The sequence below is a fragment of the Pseudomonas sp. SR18 genome (assembly GCF_023701505.1).
GTDB lineage: Bacteria > Pseudomonadota > Gammaproteobacteria > Pseudomonadales > Pseudomonadaceae > Aquipseudomonas > Aquipseudomonas cyclaminis.
In genome coordinates, this window is the sequence record NZ_JAMQAU010000001.1 from 674,468 (window position 1) to 694,876 (window position 20,409).

Sequence of the window (20,409 nt, forward strand, 5' to 3'; positions counted from 1 at the left end):
GCTTAGCCGCCTGGCGCAGGCGCGAAGATGGAGTGCAGATGGGCTTCGCTTTCGCCCATGCTGATCTTGTCGTTGAGGCCCTGGCGCAGGTAGGTCACCAACTGCGGTTGCAGGGCGATCGCCAGGTCGGTGTCGCGATCACCACCGGCCACGTAGGCGCCGACGCTGATCAGGTCGCGGCTCTGTTGATAGCGCGACCACAACTGCTTGAATTGTTGCGCACGGACCATATGCTCCGGCGTGACCACCGCCGGCATGACCCGGCTGATGGACGCTTCGATATCGATGGCCGGGTAGTGCCCTTCTTCGGCCAAACGGCGCGACAGCACAATGTGACCGTCGAGCACGCCCCGCGCCGAGTCGGCGATGGGGTCCTGCTGGTCATCGCCTTCGGACAATACGGTGTAGAACGCGGTGATCGAGCCGCCACCGGCCTCGGCATTACCGGCACGCTCCACCAGCTTGGGCAGCTTGGCAAACACTGACGGCGGGTAACCCTTGGTCGCCGGCGGTTCACCGATGGCCAGGGCGATTTCCCGCTGGGCCTGGGCGAAACGTGTGAGCGAGTCCATCAGCAACAGGACGTTCTTGCCCTTGTCGCGAAAATATTCGGCGATGCGCGTGCAGTACATCGCGGCGCGCAAACGCATCAGCGGCGCATCGTCCGCTGGAGAGGCGACGACCACGGAGCGCTTGAGGCCTTCTTCACCGAGGCTGTGCTCGATGAACTCCTTCACCTCGCGGCCCCGTTCGCCGATCAGCCCCACCACAATGATGTCGGCCTCGGTAAAGCGCGTCATCATGCCCAGCAACACCGATTTACCCACACCGGTACCGGCGAACAGGCCCAGACGCTGGCCGCGGCCGACCGTCAATAATCCGTTGATGCTGCGAATGCCCACGTCCAGCGGCACGCTGATGGGATTGCGGTTGAGCGGGTTGATGGTGGGGCCGTCCATCGGCACCCAGTCTTCGGCTTTCATGCCGCCCTTGCCGTCCAGTGCGCGACCGGCGCCATCCAGCACGCGGCCAAGCATGCTCATGCCCATGGGCAGGCGACCCGTATCGGCCAGCGGCACCACGCGGGCACCGGGGGCGATGCCCGCCAGGCTACCCACGGGCATCAGGAAAATCTTGCTGCCGGAAAAACCCATCACTTCCGCTTCGACCTGCACCGGGTGGTAGCTGTCGTCGTTGATCACCATGCAGCGGCTGCCCATGGCAGCGCGCAGGCCCTCGGCTTCGAGGGTCAGGCCGACCATACGCAACAAGCGCCCTTCGAGGATGGGCTGGCCGGGCAGTTCAGTGGCTTCGACGTAGCCGCTCAGGCGCTTGGCGAAGCTGGTGCGATCAAGGCGCATCGGTAGCGTCCAGGTCCACGCTGAGGTCAGGTTCGGCGGGGTTCAATACCTGCTCGTGAACTTGATCCAGCAACTTGGCCATGATCTGGCTGATGCGGGTTTCCACCGTGGCATCGATGCGGCTGTGTTCGGTCTCGACCCGGCAACCACCGGGCTGCAGCGCTGCGTCTTCGACGATGCGCCAGGTTTCTTCATGGCGCTCGCGCAGGGCTTTGACCTGCTCGAAATCCTGCGGATTGATGTACAGCCGTACATTGCCGACACCCAGGGGCAGCAGCTTGAGGGCTTCGCGCATCACGCTTTCGATATGGCTGGAATCGAGCACCAGTTCGCGCTGGATCACCTGGCGGGCAATGTGTTCCACCAGGCCGACCATGGATTTTTCGATCTGCGAATCCTGCTCGGCGATGGGGTCGAACAACACGCCCATCAAGCGCTCCAGGCTGGCCAACTGGACGCTCAGCGCCGCTTCGGCCTCTTGGCGCACCTTGAGGGTGGCGCTGCGAAAACCGTCTTTTTCACCGGCCGCGAAGCCTTCGTTGTAAGCCTCCTGGCGGATGCTTTCCAACTCTTCCAGGGTCAGTGGCTGGACTTCTTCCAGCGGCACTTCTTCCATTTCCACCGGCAGCTCTTCAACCGGTTCCGGCTCAGGCTCCGGCACGTGCGGATCGAAACTGGGCAACGACCAGATGTCGAACCCACCGACATCCCGTGCGCGAATCAGATCGCTGGGCGCCTCATCTTTGTTCGACATCAGGGGCGCCTTAGATCATTTCTTCGCCGCCCTTCCCGCCGAGAACGATTTCTCCGGCTTCGGCCATACGGCGGGCAATGGTGAGGATTTCTTTTTGCGCGGTTTCCACGTCGCTGACGCGCACCGGGCCCTTGGCTTCCAGGTCGTCGCGCAACAGTTCCGAAGCACGCTTGGACATGTTCTTGAAGATCTTCTCCTTGACGCCTTCGTCCGAGCCTTTGAGGGCCAGCACCAGCACGTCGGAGGAGACTTCGCGCAGCAGCGCCTGGATGCCACGGTCGTCGACATCGGAGAGGTTGTTGAAGACGAACATGAGGTCTTCGATCTGGCCGGACAGGGTGTCGTCGATCTCGCGGATCGAGTCCATCAACTGGCCTTCGACCGAGCTGTCGAGGAAGTTCATGATGTCCGCCGCGCGCTTGATGCCACCCAAGGTGGTCCGTGCGGCGTTGGAGTTGCCGGAGAACTGTTTCTCCAGAATGGTGTTCAATTCTTTCAGGGCCGCTGGCTGCACGGTGTTCAGCGACGACACCCGCAGGATGATGTCCAGGCGCACTTTATGGTCAAAGTGGCCGAGCACTTCACCGGCCTGGTCCGGGTCGAGGTACGCGACGACGATGGCCTGGATCTGCGGGTGCTCGAAGCGGATCACGTCGGCGACCGCACGCGGTTCCATCCACTTGAGGCTGTCCAGACCGCTGGTATTGCCGCCCAACAGGATACGGTCGATCAGGCCGTTGGCTTTGTCTTCGCCCAGGGCCGAGGTGAGCATCTTGCGGATGTAGCTGTCGGAGCCGACGCCCAGGCTGGTCTGGTCGCCGACGATCTCGACGAACTCGCTCATCACCTGTTCGACTTGCTCACGGTGCACATTGCGCATTTGCGCCATGGCCACGCCCACACGCTGAACCTCTTTGGGGCCCATGTGGCGCAGCACTTGGGCGGCGTCGGTTTCACCGAGGGACAGCAGCAGGACTGCGGCTTTGTCGACCTTGGTGAGCTTGGCAACAGCGGCTCGATTATCACTCATCTGCGTTGATCCACTCTTTCACGACCTGGGCCACACGGCCCGGGTCTTCTGCCACCAGACTTTTGATTGCGTTCAACTGTGCGTCGTAGCCTTCGCTCGGGCTTGGCAACAGGATGCTTTGCGGGCCGCCGAGGCTGACGCGGTCGTTGGCCAGTTCGCCGTCCAGGCCGCCCATGCCACCCAACTCGACGTCACTGCCACCAAACGCCGCCAGTTGTTTGTTCTTGCCGTTGCCGGTGATGTTGTTGAGCACCGGACGCAGCACGCCGAACACCAGCACCAGGATGAACAACACACCCAGCACTTGCTTGACGATGTCCCAGAACCACGGCTGGGTGTAGAACGCCGCTTCGGCGATGACTTCACCACGCTCGGCGGAGAACGGCATGTTGATCACGCTGACGCTGTCACCACGGCTGGCGTCAAAACCGACGGCGTCCTGCACCAGGCGGGTGAAGCGCGCCAATTCGTCGGCGCTCCACGGCGCACGGGTAACGGCGCCATCCGCCGCATTGACCTTGACCTGATCATCGACCACCACCGACACCGACAGGCGATTGACGCGACCCTGTTGTTGCTTGGTGTGGCTGATGGAACGGTCGAGTTCGAAGTTCTTGGTGGACTGGTTACGCTTGTCCGCCGGGTACGGTGCGAGCATCGGCTGGCCGGTGGCCGGGTCCATGATCTGCTGGCCGTTGGCGTCCAGCAATGGCTGGCCAGGCTGGATCGCAGCAGCGGCAGCAGCAGCGCCACCGGTGGTTTGCGGGGCCGAGGCCGGGGCCGGTGGCTGGTTGCTCAGGGCACCCGGCACGCCTTGCGGCGGGCCATTGGCGGCGGTGCGTTGTTCGCTGGTGGACTGCTCGCTGCGCAAGGCCGGCTGGTCCGGGTTGAATTGCTCGGAGGTCGACTCGACCGCGCTGAAGTCCACATCGGCGGACACTTCAGCCTTGTAGCGGTCGTTGCCCAGCACCGGTTGCAGGATGTTGTGCACACGCTGGGTCAGCATGCTTTCCATGCGGCGGCTGTAGTCGAACTGCTTGCCGGCCTGGGTCAGCGCGGAGTTTTCCGCCATATCCGACAGCAGGTTGCCCTTCTGGTCGACCACGGTGATCTGGGATTTACTCAGCTCAGGCACGCTGGTCGCCACCAGGTTGACGATCGCCAGCACTTGGCCTGGCTCCAGGGAACGGCCGGAGAACAGCTCGACCAATACCGAAGCACTTGGCTTGCGTTCATCACGCACAAACACCGAGCTTTTCGGAATGGCCAGGTGCACACGGGCGCCCTTGACGTTGTTGAGGCTGGAGATGGTGCGGGCCAGCTCGCCTTCGAGGCCACGACGGTAACGCGTGGCTTCCATGAACTGGCTGGTCCCGAGGCCCTGGTCCTTGTCGAGGATTTCAAAACCGATATTGCTGTCGGACGGCGTTACGCCAGCGGCGGCGAGCTTCATGCGCGCACGGGCCACGTCATCGGCCTTGACCAGCAGCGCGCCGGAATTGGGCTCCACGGTGTAGGCGATGTCGGCGGCGGCGAGGGTTTCCATGATCTGCTTGGAATCCATGCCCGCCAGGCTGCCGTACAACGGACGGTAATCGGGTTGTTGCGACCACAACACCACGGCAAAACCAATTGCCACGCTCGCAGCCAGGCCGACCATCAGGCCCACCTGACGCAGCATGGTCATTTCCGAGAGGTTTTCCAGGAACGACAGGCCAAACAGCGGCGGCTTGCCATCTGCCTTGGCGGGTACGTTGTCGGAGACTGCTTCTGCCATGACTTAAATCTCGCCCTTAAACCGGCATCTGCATGATGTCTTGATAGGCCTGAACCAGCTTGTTACGCACTTGGGTCAGAGCCTGGAAGGAGACGCTGGCCTTTTGCGAGGCGACCATCACATCGGTGAGGTCCACGCCGCTTTTGCCGATCTCGAATGCATTGGCCAACTGGCTGGAGGCTTGCTGGGTGTCACTGACTTTGTTGATGGCTTGGCCGAGCATGTCGGCGAAGCTGCTTTGGCCCAATTGCGGCGCTGGCGCGACGGATTTCGGTTGAGCCATGGCATCCATTTGCATGGAGCGCATATCCAACATCAATCGATTGAACTCAATACCCTGGCTCATGAACTTCTCTCTCCAACCCGCAAATTTTTGACACTACGCAGCGATTACTAGGGGAGGTAGCAACAAGGGTGCCAGCTCTGTATCAAGTCGTAAGAAAAGGCGACAAACCTTGTCGACCTTGTTACCGGTCAGGTGGCGAACAGATACGCTTCCACGTCCATCCCGGCGTCACGCATTTGCGCCAGCTTGTAGCGCAGGGTACGCGGGCTGATGCCCAGGCGCTCGGCGGCCTCTTTGCGGCGGCCGCGCTCGGCGCGCAGGGTGTCGATGATCATCTGGAATTCGCGGCGACGCAGGTCGTCGCCCAGGGCACCGCCGGGCTCCGCCTCGGCAACCACGGGCGCAGGCGCCAAGGTAGGCAATGGCGCCGCACCACTGCCCATGGACAGGCAGAAATCCTGGGGCTGGATCAAACCGCCCTGCTGCAGAATCAGCGCGCGCTGGATGGCGTTGTCCAGTTCCCGCACGTTGCCCGGCCAGGGATAGCTGATCAGGCAGGCTTGCGCCTCGGCCGACAGTCGCGCCTGGGCGTGCTTCATTTTTTTGACGTGGTTGTTCAGCAGCCGCTCGGCCAGCGGGACGATGTCCGCTGGGCGCTCACGCAGCGGGCGCCAGGCCAGGGGAAATACCGAAAGCCGGTAGAACAGATCTTCACGAAAGCGCCCCGCCGCCACTTCGCCGGCGAGGTCACGGTTGGTGGTGGCGACCACACGGATGTCCAGCTGGATCGGCTTGCGTGCGCCCACGCGCTCCACTTCGCGCTCTTGCAGCACCCGCAGCAGCTTGGCTTGCAGGCCCAGCGGCATTTCCGAGATTTCGTCCAGCAGGATGGTGCCGCCGTCGGCCTGTTCGAATTTGCCTGCCTGGGCCGCGATGGCGCCAGTGAACGAGCCTTTTTCATGGCCGAACAGGGTGGCTTCCAGCATGTTGTCGGGGATCGCCGCGCAGTTGATGGCGATGAACGGTTGTTTGGCGCGAGTGGATTGTTGGTGGATATAACGCGCCAGCACTTCCTTGCCGGTGCCGGACTCGCCGGAAATCAGCACCGTGGAATCACTGCGCGCCACCCGGGCCGCCAGCTCCAGCAATTGCGCACTGGCCGGCTCGAAGGCAATCGGGCCCTCGCCTTCGCTGGCGGGGATCACGCCCAGGGCGTGCCGCGCGACCAGTTCGATCAGCGCCTTGGGTTCGAAGGGCTTGACCAGGTAGTCCGCCGCGCCCTGGCGCATGGCGTCCACCGCGCGCTCCACGGCGCCATGGGCAGTCATCAGCAACACCGGCAGTTGCGGTTGGCGCGCACGCAGCAGGGCCAGCAATTGGTGGCCGTCCATGCCTGGCATGTTCACGTCACTGACCACCAGGCTGAAGGTTTCGTGCTCCACCGCCTCCAAGGCCTCCTCGGCAGAACCGACCGCCCGGTAGTCATGGCCCGCCAACAGCAGCGTGTCAGCCAATGCTTCACGCAGGGCGCGATCGTCTTCCACCAACAGAACCTTGATAGCCATTACTTTTTACTCCGCGCCTGCCGCGCATGAAAACAGCGGCAGGCTTATCAGTGCACAGGTGCCACGCCCCAGTCGGGAATGCAGTTGCAATTCTCCCTGATGGGCACGGGCCACGGCCTTGACCACGGTCAGGCCGAGGCCGGTTCCGTTGGTCTTGGTAGTGAAGAAGGGTTCGCCCAGGCGTTTGAGCACCACAGGGTCGATGCCGGCACCGCTGTCGCTGATGCACAGGCGCAAGGTTTGCTCGCGGCTATACAGGTGGACCTTGAGCCGCGCACCGGGGCCGCTGGCCTGGATAGCGTTTTCGATCAGGTTGAGCAGCGCGCCCACCAGGGTGTCTCTATTGCACAGCAACTCGCCGAGGTGGCTGTCGCACTGCCAGCGCACCTGAGTGTCTTGAATATGGGTGCTTGCAGCCGCTTGCAGGGCCTGCATCAGGTGGGCGGGTGTCACACGGTCGGTCAGCGGCAATTCGCCGCGGGCAAACACCAGCATGTCGCGCACCTGGTGCTCCAGTTCGTGCAGACGCTCCTTGAGACGGCCGGCAAACCGCTGCTGGGTGGCGACGGGCAATTGCTCATCAGTCAAATGACTGGCGTAGATCAACGCCGCCGACAGCGGCGTGCGGATCTGATGCGCCAAAGAAGCGACCATCCGCCCTAATGACGACAAGCGCTCGTGGCGCGCCAATTGGTCTTGCAAGTGACGGGTTTCGGTCAAGTCATTAAGCAACACCAATTGCCCCGGCTCCGCGTCCAGGGAACGGGTGGCGATGGACAGGCGGCGCCCGTCCTTGAGGGAGATTTCGTGACCGTCATCTTCACGCGGCGCGAAGCAACGGGTGATGACATGGCGCCACAACTCGCCTTCCAGCGGCAGGCCGAGCATGTCGCAGGCCGCAGGGTTGGCCTCGCGCACGCGGCCTTCTTCATCGATGACAATCACGCCACCGGGCAGCAGCGACAACAGGTTTTGCAGACGGTTGGCCAGGCGCTCTTTCTCGGCTAACTCTTGCATGCGCTGGGCGCTCACCACTTCCAACTCGCCTTTAAGCTCCGAGACGCGGGCTTCGAGCAGGCTGTAGGAGTCAGTCAATTGGCTCGACATCTGGTTGAACAGCGAAAACGCCTGTTCGAGACCCTGACGGCTTTGCTGCTCCACAGAGGGAATAAGCCCCGGGATAGAGGGGCTGGAAGATTGCTGGGCGGCGTGGGGCATCATGCTCTCTCGCTGGCTGACCGTCAGTTAAACGGAACGTTGCGAGGGCTGTAGCAATACTTGTGCCGAAAAAAAACCGCTGATAAATCAGCGGTCTCTGGAATCAGGCGTCAATCATCCGCCTGTTCATCGCCTTCCCGACGACTCATGCCGTACTTGCGCATCTTCTCCACCAGGGTGGTTCGGCGGATGCGCAAGCGCTCGGCGGCGCGGGCGACGATGCCGTTGGCGTCGTCCAGGGCCTGTTGGATCAAGCCTTGTTCCAGGTTGCCGAGGTAGTCCTTGAGGTCCAGGCCTTCGGGCGGCAGCATGGCGGTTGAACCAAAGTCCGGCGTGTGGCCGTTGATGGCGACACGCTCTTCCATGTCGCTGCGCAGGCTGTCGACCATCTGCTCGTCTTCATCATCGACGTAGCGGAATTTCTTCGGCAACTCGATCACGCCGATCACACCGTACGGGTGCATGATCGCCATGCGCTCCACCAGGTTGGCCAGCTCGCGCACGTTACCCGGCCAGCCGTGGCGGCACAGGGACATGATGGCGGCAGAGTTGAAGCGAATCGAACCGCGCTTTTCGTGTTCCATGCGCGAGATCAGTTCGTTCATCAGCAGCGGGATGTCTTCCACGCGCTCACGCAGCGGGGCCATCTCGATTGGGAAGACGTTGAGGCGGTAGTAGAGGTCTTCGCGGAAGCTGCCCACCTCGATCATGCTTTCAAGGTTCTTGTGGGTAGCGGCGATGATGCGCACGTCGACGCTCTGGGTCTTGTTGCTGCCCACGCGCTCGAAGGTGCGCTCCTGCAACACGCGCAGCAGCTTGACCTGCATCGGCAGCGGCATGTCGCCGATTTCGTCGAGGAACAGGGTGCCGCCGTTGGCCAGCTCGAAACGCCCGGCACGGCTGGTGATCGCCCCGGTAAAGGCGCCCTTCTCGTGGCCGAACAGTTCGCTTTCAAGCAGCTCTGCCGGGATCGCCCCGCAGTTGACCGGCACGAATGGCCCGTCGCGGCGCTTGGAGTGGTAGTGCAGGTTGCGTGCGACCACTTCCTTGCCGGTGCCCGACTCGCCGAGGATCAGCACACTGGCGTCGGTATCGGCCACTTGCTGCATCATCTGGCGCACGTGCTGGATGGCGCGGCTGGTGCCGACGAGGCTGCGGAACAGGTTGGGTTCGCGGTGGCGACCGCGCTCGCGGGCCTGGTCGTACATCTCGCGATAGACCTGGGCACGGTGCAGGGAATCAAGCAATTTGCTGTAGCTGGGGGGCATTTCCAGGCTGGAAAGTACGCGGCGGCGTTGGTCTTCCGGCAGCTCGACAGAAGAAATATCGCCAATCAGCAACACGGGAAGGAACTCATCCCAGGTAGACAGTGTCTTTAACAAGCCCAAAACAGCGCCTGGAGCGTTTACCGTCCCGATCAGCACACAAATGACTTCACGGCTCGATGACAACGAGCTGACCGCCTGCTGCCAGTCATGGCTACCGCAGGGCAGATTTTCTTCGCCAAGAAAATTCAAAATCACCGCCAGGTCGCGGCGGCGGACGCTATCGTCATCGATCAGCAGAATTTTGGTTTCACGCCACATGCAATAGCAACTTCCCTAGTAAAACTTCCTGCCCCGAGATTGAGGGCAATCGAGGCGCCTGTAAGACTTCTTACCCTACTAGACGTCTGAAATCTGAAAACAGCACTAGTTAAGTCAAAAATGCGAGCACAGTCAAATATATGACGCGCCGTTCGGATTAACTGAGCCATTCAGCCGAACAGATGGTAAACCTTTGACGCATTTTTAGCTTGGTTGATCTGCGACATCTCTTCAAAAATAGCCTGCCTTTCGCCCGTCGTCACCTGCAGCAATTGCTGGTAGACCGCCAACAGGCTCTCAAGCTTCTCACGCAACGCATCTTCGTCTACCGGCGCCTCACTGAGCACCTGCTCGATCACGTCGCGACAGCCCATATCCAGCTCGCCGATGGCGTCCCAGTTACGGTCCGCCAGCGCGCCCATCAGCGCCTCACGGGTTTCATCAATGCGTTGCAGTGCGTGGCTCATGACGTGTTCCTCAAGGCACCCAGGCCTTATTCTGCGGTGGCCTGTGGGGCGCCAATCGCATCCCAGCCTTCTTTAACGGTAATCATCAAACGAGCCACTTCGTCGATCATGTCGACGTCGTTATGCAGGTTGGCTTCCATCAGACGGTTGGTCATGTAGGCGTACAGACTCTCCAGCTGTTGGACGTAAGCCGGGTTATCACTCTTTTCAGCGTCCAGGCCGTCGCGCAGGCCGATCACGATGTCGATGGCCTTGCCGAGCATCAGGCCCTTCTGGGCGATGTCGCCACGCGCCAGCGCGCCCTTGGCCTGTGCCATACGGTCGAGCCCGCCTTCCATCAGCATTTGCACCAGGCGATGCGGGCTGGCTTCGGAGATCTGAGCATGGGAATTGACCTTCTGGTATTGGCGAAGGGCTCTCATGGGATTCATGTTTCTACCTCGTGACAGGCGACAGCGAAAAGGATTCTAGTAACCAATATGTCGACGGGTTCGCAAAAAGCTTTAGCCCCCGTCGTCCCGCGATAAAAAAAGGCCAGGCAGATTGCCTGGCCTTTTTTGTTCAGCAGGGGATCAAGTATTGGTCTTGACGTTATTCAGCGCATTGAGCGTGGTCATGACGCTGGTGCTTTGCTGGCGCAGTTGGGCGACCAGGGTGTCCATGGCGTTGTACTTGGCCGACAGGCTGTTGGTGAGCAGGGTCATGCGCTCGTCGAGCGTGGCCTGGTCCTTGGTCAGGTCCTTCAGCGTATTCGACAAGGATGTCGAACGCGTCGCCAGGATACCGGTACTCGCCTTGGCAAAGTCATCCGTGGCGCTTTTCATCCTCGCCAACATGCCGTCCTTACCGCTGAACATGCTGTTGATGTCGGCGCCGTTGGTTTTAACCGCCGCGTCCCACTTCTTGTCATCGATCGCCAGTAGGCCCGTGCTCGAACTGGTGGTCACGCCGAACTGCGCCAGGGACTTGAACGCACCGGTGCCCGACAGCGTGTTGAACTCATTGCGGATCGTGCTCTGCAACGAACGCATGGTCGAGTCGCCGGTCAACGCTGCCGCCGTGGTGCTGCCGTCCAGGTTCGTAGTGACCTTGGTTTCGGCGTTCATGGCGGTGATCAGGGCGTTGTAGGTGTCAATGAAACCCTTGACCCCGGACTTGAGTGCGGTGTTGTTGGTGCTTACGGTAATCAGCGTGGCGTTTTTCACCGGCGGATCACTTGTGTCACCGGTTTTGACTGCCGATACAGCCACCAGCTTGATGTTCACGCCACTGAGCGCGCCCTCGATGCTGTTGGTCTTGGACACAGACGCAACCCCATCGATGCTGTAGAGCGCATCCTTGGGCTGTTCGACGACCGTGGCACCCACATCCAGCCCCGAGGTGCCAGAGAGAGTAAGGTCCGAGCCGGTCCCCATGGTGGTAGAGGTCAGGATCAATCGCGAACCGTTGGAGTCGGTTTGAATGTTGGCGCTCAGCCCCGAAGTACCAAACTGGGTATTGATCGAGTCACGCACCTGCTGCAGGGTCGCCCCCGCTGGAACATTGAGGTCGTAAGCCTTGCCCGACTGAGTAATGGTCAGTGTCGTCGACTTGTCCGTCGCGTTGACTACCGTCGAGGTGCCACCGCTGAAGTTCTTGCTCGACAGCTTTGACGCCTGGGCCAACTGGTCGACGATCAATCGGAAGCTGCCGTTCGAGGCCGTATTGCTGGCCGTCATGGTCGCGGTCTTTTCATCCGACGACGAACCGCTCAAGCCGGTGAAACTGCTGTCCTTGGACATGGTGTCCAGAGCATTGCGGAACGCATCCAGAGCGGCCTGAACCTTGCCGATCGAAGACAGCGTGGTGGTCGCCTTCGCAGACGCGGTATTGATCTGCGTTTGCTTGGGCACCTTTTCGGCGTTGACCAAGGATGTCACGATCGCTTGCGTATCGATGTTCGAACCGATACCACTTACCGTTGAACCCGCCATCATCTATCTCCTGTTCGGTGGCTGCCGTTATCTTGACTTATTACGCCTCAAGACCAGACAGCAACAAGTTTCATGCCAGCTCAGACCTTGTCGTCAAACAACAAGTTGCTTGCGCTGCTGAGGTTCTGTGCCAGCTTCAAGGCTGTTTCCGACGGAATCTGGCGAATCACTTCACCATTGTCGGTATTGATGACCTTGACCACCACGCGGTGGGTGGAGTCATCAATGGAAAAGTCCAGGCTACGCTGAGTGGCCTGAACGAAATCACGAATATCGGTTACTGCTTTTTCCAGGTCGGCGCGTGCGGGCTCTTGGCTGATCGCGGGCGTTGCCTGGACATTCTTGACACTGTTGTCAGTCACTACCTTGGCAGGTGCGCTTTGAGGTGCAACCGGCGGATAAGACTGGTTCAGCTTTACACTCATGTCCATGTCCAATCTCCTCTAAACCGAAAAAACGGAAGGGCACGTAGACGCGCCCTTCCGTTAGTTACCAAGCGCTGGGATTACTGAAGCAGCTTCAGTACAGCAGATGGCAGCTGGTTAGCCTGCGACAGGATCGCGGTGGAAGCCGACTGCAGGGTTTGTTGCTTGGTCAGTTCGGCGGTTTCGGAAGCGAAGTCGACGTCCTGAACGGTGGAACGTGCAGCGGTGGAGTTCTTCTGAATGTTCTGCAGGTTGTCTGCAGTGGTAGTCAGACGGTTCTGGGTAGCACCCAGGCCCGAACGAACGCCGTCGATAGTGCCGATGGCCTTGTCGATAACAGCCAGCGCGTTTTGAGCGTTGGTAGCGTCGGTCACGTCGGTGTTAGAGATGGTGGTCTTGGTCGACGAAACGGTAGCAGCCGAGAACAGGTCCGATACACCAGTACCAGCATCGCTCAGGGAGTAGCCTTTAGCCGAGTCCAGGGAAACCTGACCGGTCACAACGATTGCAGCAGCACCCAGAGCAGCCGGGGTGGCGAATGCGCCAGCGCCGTCTTTAGCGCCAACCAGGATGTTGGTCTGGGCGTTGGCATCAGCACCGGAGAACGACAGGTTTTCGCCGGAATCCGACTTGACCGACAGGGTTTTGTTGGATTCGTCGTAGTTAACGCTGATGCCCAGTTTGGCAGCGTTCGATTTCAGCTGGTCAGCCAGGCCGGCCAGGTCCTTCACGCCGACGAAATCAACAGCATTACCGCTACCTACAGCCAGTTTGAAGTTCGACGGAGTGGCAGCGCCTACTTCCAGTTTGACTTCAGTGCTGGCGGTAGCAGTCAGGCCACCGATCGAACCGTTCAGGCCCGCAGCGATGTCTTTAGCCGAAGCGCCTGCAGCGTAAGTTACGGTTTTGGTCTGACCGTTGCCGGTAACAGTGATGTCGCCGCCAGCCAGGCCAGTTGCGCTAGGCACGATGGCCTTGGTTTTGACCTGCTGCGAACCAATGTTGTTGGCTGCAACGTTTTCCAGGCTCAGGTTGATGGTTTCGTTAGCGTTGGCGCCAACCTGGATAGCTTTGGTACCGTACGAACCGTCCAGCAGCTTCTGGCCACCGAAAGTAGTGGTTTGCGAGATACGGGTCAGTTCCGAAGTCAGAGCCTGGTATTCGTCGTTGTTCGACTTACGGTCGTCAGCGCTGAGGGAGCCAGTAGCGGAAGACAGAGCCAGGGTACGCATTTTTTGCAGGATGTCGGTCGAAGCCTGCATCGCGCCTTCAGCGGTCTGAGCGATGGAGATACCGTCGTTCACGTTTTTTACTGCTTGGCCCAGGCCGTTGATTTGGCTGGTCAGGCGGTTAGCGATCTGCAGGCCGGCAGCGTCGTCTTTAGCGCTGTTGATACGCAGGCCGGAAGACAGGCGCTGCATGGAAGTGGCCAGGGCGCCGCCAGCTTTGTTCAGGTTGCCCTGAGTAGTGATCGAAGCAATGTTGGTGTTTACTGTTAAAGCCATGACGAAATCCTCGTTGGATGGATACTGCGGCTTCCGGCCCTGGCAACCGCCGGGTGTGGCCTGAGAACCTACGTAATAGTTATCGTCGTGGTGGGCAGTTGCTTGAGGATTTTTTTGATTTTTTTTACTGGCGCCGTGCCACCCCTTGCAATTCAAGGGTTTACGCAGACGCAAACCCCCTATTTCATTGGTGTTTCTGGCGCCAAATAAAAAACGCCGATGATCTCTCGATCATCGGCGTTTTTTTATAGGCCCTGCTAAAGGGTCACGGGCGATACAAAATCGCCGAACCCCACGACAGGCCCACACCAAAACCGCTGATGGCCACGCGCTTCCAGGTGGCGTCCATCACATGCTTTTCCAGCAGCAGTGGAATGCTCGACGACACGGTGTTACCGGTCTCGACCATGTCCTTGATGAACTTCTCCACGGGTGCATCTTCAAAGCGGCGCGCCACGGCGTCGACAATCGCCGCACTGCCCTGGTGGATGCAGAACGCGTCAATCTCATCAGCCTTGAGGTCCGACTCTTTGAGCAGCTCGTGCAAATGCGCCGGGACCTTGAGCAAAGCGAAGTTGAACACTTGGCGGCCGTTCATGAAGAACACGCCATCGCTGACCTTCAAGTGCGGCGCGCCGGAACCGTCGGTGCCGAACTTGGACTTGCCCAGCAACCACGGCGCGTCTTCGCCCATCCAGGTGGCGGTGGCGGCATCGCCGAACAGCATGGTGGTGTTGCGGTCTTCCGGGTCGACGATCTTCGAATACGGGTCGGCGGTGATGAGCAGGCCGTTTTTCAGGCCGGTGGCTTCCATGAAGCCCTTCATCGCGTAGATGCCGTAGACGTAGCCGGAGCAGCCCAGGGAAATATCAAAGGCCGCCACATGCGTCGGCAGGCCCAGCTTGTCCTGGACGATGGCGGCGGTGTGGGGCAAACCCTCTTCATCACCGTTCTGGGTGACGACAATCAGCGCGTCAATCGATTCGCGCTTCAGGTCCGGGTTGTTGGCAAACAAAGCGTTGACCGCCTCGACACACAGATCGGAAGTTTCCTGGGCGGCTTCCTTGCGCGGCAGGAACGCCGAACCGATCTTGCCAATGATGAATTCTTCATCCTTGGCGAATTTGGCACCCTGGGCGTAGTTATCGATCCCGTCTGCCGGCACGTAACTGGCGATGCTTTTTATGCCAATCATTGTGGCTTCCCAATACTAAATAGCTGGAGAACACCCCGAGGACTGCGCCCGGAGTGCTGACAATAAAGGGGATAACCCCATAACAATCTCGCTGAAAGCCGCCCCGCAAGGACCCTGTGACGACTTATCCTTTTCACACGATACAGTGAAGATGCGCTTTATGACTCACAGGTCACTCAATTTTGTGTGCTTTATGCAAAACGTTTCAACAATTTAGCCCCAGAAACGACAACGGCCCGCTCTGTTTCCAGAGCGGGCCGCTTGACTTGAAGCCACTTACATCTTGTTGAACAGACTCAACTGCGAGACTTTCACGAAGGCCAGCTGCGAGGCTTCGAGCATGGTTTGCTGCAGCGTCAGGTTGATCGCCGCCTCGCCCATGTCGACGTTGGCCAAGGCGCTCATGGTGGTGGTGTTGGCCAAACTGATGCTGGCGTTTGCGCTGGCCTGCACCGTCAACGCATTCTCCCGCGCACCGATGGAGCCACGCACGTTGTCCACCTGGTCGGCCGAGCTGGTGAGGTTACTGACCGCAGCGTTCAGCGCGTTCTGAAGCTTGACCCGCGCCCCCGGAATACCGTCCGCCGGTTGTTCCAGCGCCTTGCGCAGTTGGCCCAGGGTATCGAGGGCGTTCTGGGTTTTCTGGGTGGTGTTGCCTACCGAAAACTGATCGCCGACGTTCGGCGTACCGCTCAGTTCGAAGGTGACGCCCGCTGCCGTGATGGTGCTCGGGCCCGGCGGGGTGCCGGTGCCAGGGGTGACCACGCCATTGTCCACAATCGGCTTGCTGCCAGCGGTGTACGGCTGGGCATAGACCTTGTAGGCGTTCGGGTCGGTGTCGTCGAACTTGATCAATACGCCGCTGTTGGGAAAGGTGCTCGAATAGCTGGCCGCACTGCTGACGCTGGCGTTGGTCAATTGCGCACTGGACGTGTTGCTCGCGGTCCGTGCGATATTGAACCCATCAGGCTTGGCGCTGAGGCTGAACTCACGCCCCTTGACCAGCGCATCGGCATCAGGCCCGGTGGCGCGGTCGGTGAGGTCTACCGTGATATCGAACTTGACGCCGCGCAGGTTGACGCTGGCGCTGCCTTCCTTGGTGGAGTCGAACGTGCCGTTACCGTCAACCTGCGACGTAATGTCGTTGTTGTCTTTGTCGGTAATGACGTACTGGGTGCTGCTGGTGAAGGTCAGCTTGTACGGCTGGCCGTCGGCAAACTGCCGGGTGTAGTCGGAGCCCGACGTGACCAGGCCGCTCGATATAGCGACCTTGTGGTCGTCGACCAACGGCGGCGAAATCGCCGGCGCCACCGGCGCAGCAGCCGGCGCGAGGTAATTGGCCTGGGTGCGACTGGTGTTGACCGCCCCTTCCAGGATCGTCTTGCCGGTATCGCCGGTGCGCACCGTCAGCGTCTCGGAAACCTGCAGGCTCAGCTCGTTCTCATCACCCTGATAGCTGTATGTGCCATCGTTGTTGCGCGAGTACGGCGGCGTGTCGGTCTTGGAGCCGGAGAACAGGTAGTTGCCGGCCGCATCCTTGCTGTTGAGCAAGCCCAACAGTTGATCCTCAAGCGCGCCCACTTCGACCGAAATGGACTTGCGGTCAGCATCGCTGGTCACGCCGCCGGCACGCAGCGCCAGTTGGCTGCCGGCCTGGATTGTGGTGTTGATCGCATCCAGGATGCTTTCTTCGTTCGTCAGCTTGTTCTGGATACTGGTGATATTGCCGCTGTACTGCGACAGCATGTCTTTCTGCTGTTGCAGCATCAGCAAGCGCTGGGCTGCTACCGGATCGTCCGAAGCGGTCTGCACACGCACGCCGGAACTCGCTTGCTGCTGGGCCTGCACCACACCCGAATAGTTGTTCTGATACTTGCTGGCACTGGTGTCGAAATACTGCTGTGTAGAAATGCGCATCGTCCCAGACTCCCTTAAAGACTATTGATCAGCGTGCTGAAGGTTTCTTGCGCAGCCTTGATGATCTGCGACGACGCTGTGTAGTACTGCTGGAACTTGATCATGTCGCCCGCTTCTTCATCCAGGTTGACCTGGGAGACGGAGTTGCGCGCGTTCTTGTTGGCCGTCAACAGCGCGTTGGTGGCCGTGGTGTCCGTGGTGGCCGCTGCGGCCTTGGCGCCAACGGTCGAGACCAACTTGCTGTTGGCCCCCACCAGGCTGGTGCCGCCACTGCCATCGGCCGCCAGGCCTACGGTTGCCTTGGTCTGCAGGTTGAGCAGGGCCTGGGCGTTGCGGTTGTCGGACTTGCCGGAGGCATTGAACGAGAAGGAGGTGCTGTCGCCGTTGGCCGGCGAACCGCCCACCGTGGTGTCGAAGCTGAAGTTCTTGGCCGGCGACAACAAGGTTCCGCTGGCATCACGCATCGGTACGCTGATGCTGATCTTGTTGGTCTGCCCCGGCACGATGCTGCCGGAACCGATCGGATCACCCTGGGCGTTGCTGAGGGTGTAGGCCTGCGTGCCATCGGCTGCCGGTTTGGCGAAGACCATCGTCACCGGCATCGAGTGTTCGATGCCGGTGCGCAGTTGTGCGGTGTCGGCGCCGCCCTGGATGTCCAAGGGCACGGTGAGCGTCGGCGGCGTAAAAGTGCCGGTGCCCTGGTTGGTTTTACCCGCCTCGCCCTGCAACGGCGCGGCAAACGCAATCTTGCTCGGGTCGGTCAGGATGGTGCCGATTTCCTTGGCGCCGTTGGCCGTCGGGCTGACCTTGAAGCTGTCGCCCGCCTGCACGTTTGTTCCCGTCTTGACCGCCAGGGTGAACCCATCGATAACCGGCGGCGGCGTGGCACTCAGGTCATACGTGCCCATGGCCTTGCCGTCGGAACGCAGCACCGTGACCTTATTGAGGTTGGCACCATCGTTGAAGCTGACCTTGTAATCGAAGTTGGTCAGTTGGCTGCTGTCCTTGATCGTCACGCCCAGCGCGCCGTCGCCCAGGTTGCCTTGGGCTGCCTGGCTGCGCAGGGCAACGGAGGCGGCGTTGTTGATGTCGGTGAACATCGAGGCGCCGAACTCGCCATTGAGGTCCAGGCCCTGGCCCAATTGGCTGTTGAGGGCATCGGCAGTGACAAGCGCGATACGCCCCAGGTCATTGATGGCTGGCATCAGCGCATCGCTGCGATAACGCAGCAGGCCACCGATGCTGCCGCCACTGATCACATTGCCCAGGTCCAGGGTCGTACCGCCCGGCGCATTGAGCTGGATCGTGTACTGGCTGGTGTCGCTGTTGCTCGGCACCGCGGAAATGCTGCTGGACTGATCGCCCAGCACCAGGGACTGGCCGCTGCCGGTGCTGACGCTGAACACGCCGTTCTTTTCCGTGGCGGTCACGCCGATCAACTCATTGAGCGAACGCACGGCCTCAGCCCGGGAATCGAGCAGGTTGGCCGGAGTGGTGTTGGACGAACCCTGGACCTGGGCGATCTGCTTGTTGAGGGACGCAATCGACGACGTCAGTTGGTTGACCTGATCGCTCATCGAGGTCAACTGGCTGTTGATGGTCTCTTTCTGCTGGCTCAACTGGCTGGAGATCGCATTGAACCGGTTGGTCAGCGTCTGGGCGTTAGTGAGCAGGATCTGGCGGGCCGACGTATCGTTCGGGCTGGCCGAGGCGGTCTGCACTGCGGCAAAGAACGAGCTGAGCACGGCGGACATGCCGGTGGTCTTGTCCGACAGCGTCTTGTCGACCGCACTGACCTGGTCCAGATACGCCTTGGCGTCGCTGTTGAGCGAGGTGCTGTTCTGGTAGGCGGTGTCCAGGTATTCGTTATAGACCCGGCGCACGTCGGCCAGGGTGGTGCCGCTGCCGATGAATACGCCGCCGTACTGGTTGTTCGCGTTCGCACTCTGGGTGGTCTGCTGACGCGAATAGCCCGCGGTATTGGCGTTGGCGATGTTGTTACTCAGAACCGACAACGATCCTTGAGCGGCGTTTAGCCCCGACATCCCGATATTGAGCAAACTCATGGTTCAGACCTTATAAATGAGTGGTCGCGCCCGCGGCAGCGTAATCCTGATAACTGTTCATCGTTTTTGCGATCTGCGAAATCTTGCTGGCGTAGGCCGGATCGGTGGCGTAACCGGCTTTTTGCAACTCGCGCACAAACTGTTCCGGGTTGTCGGCCGACTTCACAACTTCTTTATAGCGATCATTGCTTTGCAGCAAGGTCACGAGGTCGTGGAAGCTGTCCTGGTAGGAGTCGTAGGAACGGAACTGCGCCGTTTCCTTGACCATCGCGCCATCGCGAAACTCGCTGGTGATTGCACGGGCCTGACCGCCCTGCCAACTCTGGCCGGCCTTGATACCGAACAAGTTGTGGCTGCTGCTGCCATCTTCGGCGCGCATCACCGATTTGCCCCAACCGGTTTCCAGGGCGGCCTGGGCCACCAGGTACTTCGGATCCACGCCAATACGCGCTGCCGCGGCCTTGGCCATCGGCAACATGGTGGCGACAAATTCATCCTGCGAACTGAACGCCTTTTTCGCCGGTGCCAGTGGCGGCTGGGCCACGGCGCGGCTGTAGATCTGCATACGGTCATTGGGCACGGCAAAACTGCGTGCGGTGCTGTTGATGACGTTGTCGTCGGCGGCACTGTTACGCAGCGGCGCGGTCTTGGCCTCGGCCGCCACTTGGGTGCTCGGCACAATACCGGCGAGCAGGCGATCGGCCAGCTTGCTTGGCAAGGCAATGCGGCGCTGGTTCATCAGTTCCATGTCGTTGCTGTGGGTAGCGGCGGCACCGGCCTGAGGCTCGGCCACACGATAGGCCCACAACGGACGCTGGCCATTGGAGCGACCCAGCGGACCTTCGGCCTGGGTGCCGGCGGCAATTTCCGTCGGCACGTCGACTTTCTTGACGGGTTCTGCGGCTGCCGGACCTTGCAAGGTGGCCGCAGCAGCGTCCACCGGCTTGTTCTTCTGCATCTGGCGCATGAGCACGTCGGCCAGGCCGATACCACCGCCCTCGCGCGACATCGACACCGCCAGTTGCTGGTCGTACATCTCCTGGTACTGCTTGGCCGCCGGGGTGTTCATCGGGTTGTCTTTGCCCAGGGCCTCGGTGGCCGAACGCATCGATTTGAGCATCTCGCTCACGAACAGCGACTCGAACTCCTGCGCCACTTTGCGCATGTTGCCTTCGCTGTTCTTGTCGCCGCCGACCTTGAGCTGGTTAAGCCGGTTCAGGTCGGAGTAAGACCCCGAATCCGCCGTGCTGCTGATCCCGCTCTTGCGCATATCCATGGCCATGG

Annotated in this window: 17 protein-coding genes; all 17 read right to left on the reverse strand. The window is 60.6% G+C overall.

Annotated features, from left to right (window positions below; genetic code table 11):
• Window positions 1–2: 2 nt before the first annotated feature.
• The 17 genes from fliI to flgJ all read right to left on the reverse strand — a co-directional run bounded on the left by fliI (window position 3) and on the right by flgJ (window position 20,407).
• Window positions 3–1,361 (reverse strand): flagellar protein export ATPase FliI, encoded by a 1,359-nt coding sequence (fliI, locus tag NDJ82_RS03155; RefSeq protein ID WP_099584122.1) that lies wholly within the window; start codon window positions 1,359–1,361, stop codon window positions 3–5.
• Window positions 1,351–2,115 (reverse strand): flagellar assembly protein FliH, encoded by a 765-nt coding sequence (gene fliH / locus NDJ82_RS03160; protein WP_250924919.1) that lies wholly within the window; start codon window positions 2,113–2,115, stop codon window positions 1,351–1,353. Before fliH ends, fliI begins: the two co-directional genes overlap by 11 nt.
• 10 nt (window positions 2,116–2,125) lie before the next feature.
• Window positions 2,126–3,145, reverse strand: a complete 1,020-nt coding sequence (gene fliG, locus NDJ82_RS03165; RefSeq protein ID WP_017735208.1) for a flagellar motor switch protein FliG — start codon at window positions 3,143–3,145, stop codon at window positions 2,126–2,128.
• Window positions 3,138–4,922, reverse strand: coding sequence for a flagellar basal-body MS-ring/collar protein FliF (gene fliF, locus NDJ82_RS03170; RefSeq protein WP_099584120.1), 1,785 nt, complete (start codon window positions 4,920–4,922; stop codon window positions 3,138–3,140). The genes fliG and fliF overlap by 8 nt, the downstream gene beginning before the upstream one ends.
• Window positions 4,923–4,938: 16 nt before the next feature.
• Window positions 4,939–5,268 carry a flagellar hook-basal body complex protein FliE gene (gene fliE, locus NDJ82_RS03175; protein WP_099584119.1) on the reverse strand — a complete coding sequence of 110 codons (330 nt, stop codon included), beginning with the start codon at window positions 5,266–5,268 and terminating at the stop codon, window positions 4,939–4,941.
• 128 nt (window positions 5,269–5,396) lie between these two features.
• A complete protein-coding gene (locus NDJ82_RS03180; protein WP_250924920.1) occupies window positions 5,397–6,773 on the reverse strand; it encodes a sigma-54-dependent transcriptional regulator in 1,377 nt (458 codons plus the stop codon).
• 6 nt (window positions 6,774–6,779) lie between these two features.
• Complete coding sequence (locus NDJ82_RS03185) at window positions 6,780–7,991, reverse strand: sensor histidine kinase (protein ID WP_250924962.1); 1,212 nt, start codon at window positions 7,989–7,991, stop codon at window positions 6,780–6,782.
• Between the two features lie 110 nt (window positions 7,992–8,101).
• Window positions 8,102–9,577 carry a sigma-54 dependent transcriptional regulator gene (locus tag NDJ82_RS03190; RefSeq protein ID WP_099584116.1) on the reverse strand — a complete coding sequence of 492 codons (1,476 nt, stop codon included), beginning with the start codon at window positions 9,575–9,577 and terminating at the stop codon, window positions 8,102–8,104.
• 170 nt (window positions 9,578–9,747) lie between these two features.
• Window positions 9,748–10,044 (reverse strand): flagellar protein FliT, encoded by a 297-nt coding sequence (fliT, locus tag NDJ82_RS03195; protein ID WP_099584115.1) that lies wholly within the window; start codon window positions 10,042–10,044, stop codon window positions 9,748–9,750.
• 26 nt (window positions 10,045–10,070) lie between these two features.
• On the reverse strand, window positions 10,071–10,475 hold the full coding sequence (gene fliS, locus NDJ82_RS03200) for a flagellar export chaperone FliS (RefSeq protein ID WP_099584114.1): 405 nt from the start codon (window positions 10,473–10,475) through the stop codon (window positions 10,071–10,073).
• A gap of 141 nt (window positions 10,476–10,616) precedes the next feature.
• Complete coding sequence (gene fliD, locus NDJ82_RS03205) at window positions 10,617–12,017, reverse strand: flagellar filament capping protein FliD (RefSeq protein WP_112196374.1); 1,401 nt, start codon at window positions 12,015–12,017, stop codon at window positions 10,617–10,619.
• Window positions 12,018–12,097: 80 nt separating this feature from the next.
• Window positions 12,098–12,448 (reverse strand): flagellar protein FlaG, encoded by a 351-nt coding sequence (locus NDJ82_RS03210; protein WP_099584112.1) that lies wholly within the window; start codon window positions 12,446–12,448, stop codon window positions 12,098–12,100.
• Window positions 12,449–12,522: 74 nt separating this feature from the next.
• Window positions 12,523–13,947 (reverse strand): flagellin N-terminal helical domain-containing protein, encoded by a 1,425-nt coding sequence (locus NDJ82_RS03215; protein ID WP_053133208.1) that lies wholly within the window; start codon window positions 13,945–13,947, stop codon window positions 12,523–12,525.
• A 265-nt stretch (window positions 13,948–14,212) separates the two neighbouring features.
• The gene (locus NDJ82_RS03220) at window positions 14,213–15,142 is read right to left on the reverse strand and encodes a ketoacyl-ACP synthase III (RefSeq protein WP_250924921.1); all 930 of its coding nucleotides are present in this window, start codon (window positions 15,140–15,142) and stop codon (window positions 14,213–14,215) included.
• A 276-nt stretch (window positions 15,143–15,418) separates the two neighbouring features.
• The gene (locus NDJ82_RS03225; RefSeq protein ID WP_250924922.1) at window positions 15,419–17,059 is read right to left on the reverse strand and encodes a flagellar hook-associated protein 3; all 1,641 of its coding nucleotides are present in this window, start codon (window positions 17,057–17,059) and stop codon (window positions 15,419–15,421) included.
• 14 nt (window positions 17,060–17,073) lie between these two features.
• Window positions 17,074–19,125, reverse strand: coding sequence for a flagellar hook-associated protein FlgK (flgK, locus tag NDJ82_RS03230; protein ID WP_112196376.1), 2,052 nt, complete (start codon window positions 19,123–19,125; stop codon window positions 17,074–17,076).
• Window positions 19,126–19,135: 10 nt separating this feature from the next.
• Window positions 19,136–20,407 (reverse strand): flagellar assembly peptidoglycan hydrolase FlgJ, encoded by a 1,272-nt coding sequence (gene flgJ / locus NDJ82_RS03235; protein ID WP_250924923.1) that lies wholly within the window; start codon window positions 20,405–20,407, stop codon window positions 19,136–19,138.
• Between the last annotated feature and the right edge of the window lie 2 nt (window positions 20,408–20,409).

Bases quoted from the DNA above. Each gene is read 5' to 3' on its own strand.
- fliI (WP_099584122.1), bottom strand. From the start codon at position 1,361: ATGCGCCTTGATCGCACCAGCTTCGCCAAGCGCCTGAGCGGCTACGTC.
- fliH (WP_250924919.1), bottom strand. From the start codon at position 2,115: ATGTCGAACAAAGATGAGGCGCCCAGCGATCTGATTCGCGCACGGGAT.
- fliG (WP_017735208.1), bottom strand. From the start codon at position 3,145: ATGAGTGATAATCGAGCCGCTGTTGCCAAGCTCACCAAGGTCGACAAA.
- fliF (WP_099584120.1), bottom strand. From the start codon at position 4,922: ATGGCAGAAGCAGTCTCCGACAACGTACCCGCCAAGGCAGATGGCAAG.
- fliE (WP_099584119.1), bottom strand. From the start codon at position 5,268: ATGAGCCAGGGTATTGAGTTCAATCGATTGATGTTGGATATGCGCTCC.
- NDJ82_RS03180 (WP_250924920.1), bottom strand. From the start codon at position 6,773: ATGGCTATCAAGGTTCTGTTGGTGGAAGACGATCGCGCCCTGCGTGAA.
- NDJ82_RS03185 (WP_250924962.1), bottom strand. From the start codon at position 7,991: ATGCCCCACGCCGCCCAGCAATCTTCCAGCCCCTCTATCCCGGGGCTT.
- NDJ82_RS03190 (WP_099584116.1), bottom strand. From the start codon at position 9,577: ATGTGGCGTGAAACCAAAATTCTGCTGATCGATGACGATAGCGTCCGC.
- fliT (WP_099584115.1), bottom strand. From the start codon at position 10,044: ATGAGCCACGCACTGCAACGCATTGATGAAACCCGTGAGGCGCTGATG.
- fliS (WP_099584114.1), bottom strand. From the start codon at position 10,475: ATGAATCCCATGAGAGCCCTTCGCCAATACCAGAAGGTCAATTCCCAT.
- fliD (WP_112196374.1), bottom strand. From the start codon at position 12,017: ATGGCGGGTTCAACGGTAAGTGGTATCGGTTCGAACATCGATACGCAA.
- NDJ82_RS03210 (WP_099584112.1), bottom strand. From the start codon at position 12,448: ATGGACATGAGTGTAAAGCTGAACCAGTCTTATCCGCCGGTTGCACCT.
- NDJ82_RS03215 (WP_053133208.1), bottom strand. From the start codon at position 13,947: ATGGCTTTAACAGTAAACACCAACATTGCTTCGATCACTACTCAGGGC.
- NDJ82_RS03220 (WP_250924921.1), bottom strand. From the start codon at position 15,142: ATGATTGGCATAAAAAGCATCGCCAGTTACGTGCCGGCAGACGGGATC.
- NDJ82_RS03225 (WP_250924922.1), bottom strand. From the start codon at position 17,059: ATGCGCATTTCTACACAGCAGTATTTCGACACCAGTGCCAGCAAGTAT.
- flgK (WP_112196376.1), bottom strand. From the start codon at position 19,125: ATGAGTTTGCTCAATATCGGGATGTCGGGGCTAAACGCCGCTCAAGGA.
- flgJ (WP_250924923.1), bottom strand. From the start codon at position 20,407: ATGGCCATGGATATGCGCAAGAGCGGGATCAGCAGCACGGCGGATTCG.